This window comes from Bartonella sp. AP3QHHD, from assembly GCF_042195765.1.
GTDB lineage: Bacteria > Pseudomonadota > Alphaproteobacteria > Rhizobiales > Rhizobiaceae > Bartonella.
Genome location: NZ_JBHIPC010000094.1, coordinates 1 through 4862 on the forward strand (window position 1 = coordinate 1; position 4862 = coordinate 4862).

General features: G+C 34.0%; 4 protein-coding genes and 1 pseudogene. 4 read left to right on the top strand and 1 reads right to left on the bottom strand.

All coding sequences use genetic code 11. The annotated features are described in order from the left end of the window. The 3 genes from ACFIL7_RS08070 to ACFIL7_RS08080 all read left to right on the top strand — a co-directional run. Positions 1-613 (top strand): DUF6990 domain-containing protein (locus ACFIL7_RS08070; protein ID WP_375683495.1); only part of this gene is annotated, 613 nt, incomplete at its 5' end. Positions 614-701: 88 nt separating this feature from the next. Continuing rightward, complete coding sequence (locus ACFIL7_RS08075; protein WP_375618707.1) at positions 702-1052, top strand: HNH/ENDO VII family nuclease; 351 nt, start codon at positions 702-704, stop codon at positions 1050-1052. 270 nt (positions 1053-1322) lie between these two features. Then, on the top strand, positions 1323-1793 hold the full coding sequence (locus ACFIL7_RS08080; RefSeq protein WP_375610943.1) for an SMI1/KNR4 family protein: 471 nt from the start codon (positions 1323-1325) through the stop codon (positions 1791-1793). A gap of 935 nt (positions 1794-2728) precedes the next feature. Here ACFIL7_RS08080 and ACFIL7_RS08085 read toward each other — a convergent pair. Continuing rightward, positions 2729-3185 (bottom strand): annotated as a pseudogene (locus ACFIL7_RS08085) (type ISP restriction/modification enzyme); the annotation flags it as partial. A gap of 945 nt (positions 3186-4130) precedes the next feature. Between ACFIL7_RS08085 and ACFIL7_RS08090 the strand changes: the two are divergent. Beyond that, a partial coding sequence (locus ACFIL7_RS08090) for a POTRA domain-containing protein (protein ID WP_375683496.1) occupies positions 4131-4862 on the top strand: 732 nt, incomplete at its 3' end.

Here is a 4862-nt window from a genome sequence, read left to right on the forward strand (position 1 = left end):
CAATGAGAATGACCATATGGCAAGCTATCAATTGGCTGATCGTGAAGTAGACATTCTTTATAACGACGAAATTGCCAAAGACTACCCGCAATTTGATAGCGCCTTTATGATTAGCACGGGCATTCTTTCCGCTGCTTGTAAATTCATTGATCCTACCTACACGGAAGATATTCCAGATATACAGCTTAATTTTGAAGCCAAGGGATTAGAAATCTTTGAACCAGAAGTCACTACGGATCGTTTAACACAGGCGCTTGATGATGCTTTAGAATGGGCGGTAACAGACATTGACCTTTCTAAAAGACTTCGCTCTGATTATGGCACTTCTCCTTGGGAAAAAGGCGCCACGTCTAAAGCAAACGATACGGATTATGCTTTACTTCATCTTGGCGCTCTTGCTTTATTGGGTGATGTTGAGACCTTACAATCTTATCAGAAAAGCTTTACGGCAGGTGATCACCTAGGCTTTGACGAGAGCATCAACAAAACCCACCTTGAACGTGCATTAGCTTTAGCCAAAGAAGTAGCAAAGGTGAAGCAAGTGAGCTACGCTTTGATTGAACGGGTAGCAAAAGATTTTGATGATCACTCAGAGCTTTCTAGCGAGGAATAACCTCGCTCTTGGAAGGAGAGTTTATTTAAGTCTATTTAGAACAAAGAATAAATTGATTATTTTGAAAAAATTGAGGGGATTATGAATCATGAAATGGATAAAGAAAAAAAGTATGGGGGCAGCTGAGCCGGTGGAATTTAAAAGTCAAAAAGTTTATCAGGAAGATGAACTGTTTGAGCCCGAAACAGTTTCTTCTTGGAAAGAAGAAGGACAGATAGTAACGGGTACAAATGTGGAAAGAATGGTATCAGGAAGAGCACCTATTGGAGTCGATTTTAGACCTATTATGTTACATCCTGTGACACAAGAACAAGATAGTCCTCTCGTTGAGGTTCTCTACTCATTTTATCAAGGCAGGAGTTTGGTTGCTCCTATGAATCCAAAGACAAATTTTATCAGAAAAGTTATTTGTTGGATTTCAAAAAAAATTCCTAAGTAGGAAAAAAGAAAGAGTAATTATTGCAAATATTGAAATAATATCCCTAAAAGGCGCTCTCTAAACTTTAATGATCACCTCCTTTAATTCCATCATATATTGTAAATGCGAGATGATTGTACAGAGACAGATGAGAAAAGAGCTCCGTCAAGAACATATCTCTTATGATTTTATCAATCTCATCTCAATTCCATTGGCTATAGTAGAAAAAGATTGATCATTAGGAGCACTCATTATGAGTAAAAACACGCTGTGACTTATGGAGAAAAATTTATGAAAAGTTATACTTTATCAGATGTTGCACAATATGTTGATATGCATAGTCATGTTATTAATTTTGGTACTCAAGATAATGCCCCTGATGATGTACGGATTAAAACAGCTGAGAACACTCTTGGTTTACAATTTACCTCTTCCTATAAGAATTTTTTAAAAAATTATGGAGGAGGAGAAATTGGAGGTGAAGAAATATTCAGTATTTATGAAATCTGTGCAGGTATTCCTGCTGGTGATATTGTTTACCGAAATTTGCTCGATAGAAGAGATGGCTTTACGGACCCCAAACAACTTGTTATCTGCACAACTGATTTTGGTGAAACCTTTTATTTTGATTATAAGCAGTTTCGGGATGGTGAATGCCCACTCTATCTCAAGTATACATCTGAAGATTCTGAATATTACGCAAGTAATTTTTATGAATTTCTCTGTAAAAGAATTAAAGAGTATGCAGGGGAAGATTCATGAAAACTTATACCTTAGATGATGTTATACAACTAGTTGATAAATAGAATAATTGCGATTTATTGCTTGTTATGAAAACATCTAAAAAGAGATTGATCATTATAAAGATTAGAAAAATCCCTTTTAATAGACCGTGTCAGTGTTGTCAGTTCTTTTTAGAGCCTATATTATTTTTTTAATGAGAGAAAATTAAAATGAATATATTTCAATAGGTTATAATTTTAATGATGCAACCTTTATTAAAAGACAACCCATAAATTCAATTCATAATATATATTTGTCAGTTATATGTCAGTAAATTGAACTGACAAAATAGATTATTTTAGTGAGTGATTAAAATGTGCTTTATGAAAAGCATATAATCCTTTAAAGCCTTTCAAAAGATAGTTTGTAACTCATAAGAAATGCTATCAAGATCCTTATGGTTGTTAGTTTTGAAGATTTTGAGTATTTTGAGGGTTCCTTTTACTCCCCTTTATATATTTTTTTCAATAAAAAAATAAAAGTTATTATATTTCAATATATTAGCATTTTAGAGATACAGTCTATATTAAGATGCAACCTATAAATACAACCCATGGTATATTTTTGAAGGTATTTTGAGGGTTTGAGAAACATTCAAAACCTATAAGTAATATAAGAAAATGAATATACATAACCCTCTTTAAATAAAGCTTCTGATAACAATAAAGCACTCATTTTAGATTACGGTTTAATCTTTTAAAGGCAATGTAAAAGAAGCGTATTCACTTTAAGATGGGATTTCTTAAAAGTCTTAAAGCAATTCAAAGTAGAGTATTTAAAAGTGTAAGTTTCTTCTTTTTAGAATAATGCATATAAACACTCCTTTTAAAGATTGTATCTAATCAACTTAACAAGAGAGGTATAGATTATGGTTATAAGATTCTATACCCCTTTGTGAGTTTAGCAAGCCAAGTCTATTCAGTTTCTCTAATTTCTAATTTTGGTAAGTTCTTAACAATTTTCATTGTCTCTAAACTTACGGTAATAACCCTCTGAAATAACTCTAGAGGGTAGGCAGGGTTGCCAATGGTTTCAACAGCATAACGATTGGCATCATTAACAATGCCACTCTTTTTATCAGTCTTAACACATTGACGCCCCATAACCCATTCAAGAGCGGGTTTACCATTAACGATATACTCACAAGCGTCAAGAGGGATATCTGTTATTGTGATATTGTTTATTATAAATAACAGTGGTTTTATCTTTCTCTTTACCTGTTTTTGCGAATTTCATTTCAGTCACGTAATAGAATTTTTCTGGATTAGAGATCTCTGAAACTTTTGGATTACCTTTTTTAAAGGTTACGGGATAAGGTTTTACAGTTTCATAATTCACGTGCAAATGATCCAGTTCACGCCCTGTTACAACAGAGCTCCGTTTTCGTATAAGGGGTTTAAGTCTCTTCAAAAGAATTAAAACGAAGCTTATTAAATCCATTTTGAATGAATTGAGAAAAAAGGCAGAAAAATGCTAAAAAAGCCGATAATTTTTTCAAAAGAGTTTTTAAATGCTGTTTATCCGCAGCCCATGAGAGAGATCAGATCAGCAAAGTAGTGAAATTTTCTGTTTATTTTATGGAAAAAAGACAAATTTGATATGTGCTTTTAAGATATCATAATGAGTATTTTGATAGGTTTTATGAGTCACTAAAATAGTCTATTTTGTCAGTTTAATTTACTGACACAAACTGACAAATATATATTATGGATTGTATTTAAGGTTGTATTGTCGATATAGGTTGTATCATTAAAATACTAACATATTGAAATATAATGTTTTTAATTTTCTCTCATTTAAAAAAATAATATAGGCTCTAAAAAGAACTGACAACACTGACAGCACTGGAGAAAACTCTTCTGTTCAGATCATTATCTTTGGAGAAAGGTTGCTTAATGCGCTGTACAGAGAGTTTTGCCTATTTGAGTAGAAAGTTTTAAAAGAGGTTTCTTTATTGTTTTCTATGATGGTTCCTGACGACAGGATGTGCTTGATCGCATGATGTCTCGTTTATATGCGTGTTGAGTGGCTTAGAGGAGCTGGAGAGTGAATTTATCTCTAATTATTGATAAATATATTGTAGCATTAAACTGGGGATATTGATGTATTAACCATTGACGGGCTAAACAGTTTTGTTTAGAGGTTTTTTCATATAAATGTGGGGGAGAAATCTTCAGCAGTTAAAATAAAGCAGTTTTTGGGTGTCACTTTTCTTTGGTTACAGAGGCATGTGCTTTTGTTAAAAGCGTTATAGGGCAGTGGCTGTTTTGAGTGGATTTATTAGCGGTTCCATGAAGTTCTTTTAAAGAGTGCTTCATGAATAATGCAAAGCGGGGGCAGTCTGTATTGTTATTGATATTTTTACGCCAAAGTTCTCTTTTGAGAATTTTTCGTGCCATTTTTGTTTTCTTTGGCTTGTTTACAGGTGTAAATGTTTATGCGCGCTCCTCAACTATTTTTCATTCCCCAACAGATAATTTTTCTCGCCAACAATCTGAGAAGCAGCAATTAGAAAGAATTGAGAAATTACGGTCTTTAACGCCTAAAAGGATCAAGACGCCTTCAGAGCAAAATCCAGAAACGCTTTTGGGTGGGAAGCAATGTTTTCCAATTCATGCTGTTGTTGTTGAGGGAGTGCATCATGTCAAAAAGCGCTTTATATCAGCTGTAACAGAGCCTTATGTTGGAAGATGTATTGGTCTTTTTGATATCCAGCTTTTAATCAAGAAGTTAACCAAAGTTTATTTGGATCAAGGCTATGTAACGGCGCGTTTTTACATTCCTGATCAAGATATTAAAAACAGCAAGACGCTCAAATTTGTTGTCATTGAGGGCAAGCTTTCAGAGATTTACTATAATGGTTCACCGACGTCTCGTTATAATAATGTTGTATGGAGTGCTTTTCCTGGGCTTCAAGGTCATGTTCTGAACATGCGCGATATTGAACAGGGGCTTGATCAGATCAATCGTTTGAGTTCAGCGCACGCTCAAAGCGAACTTCTTCCAGGGCGTGAAGAAGGCAGCACCATTGTCAATATTAACAATCAT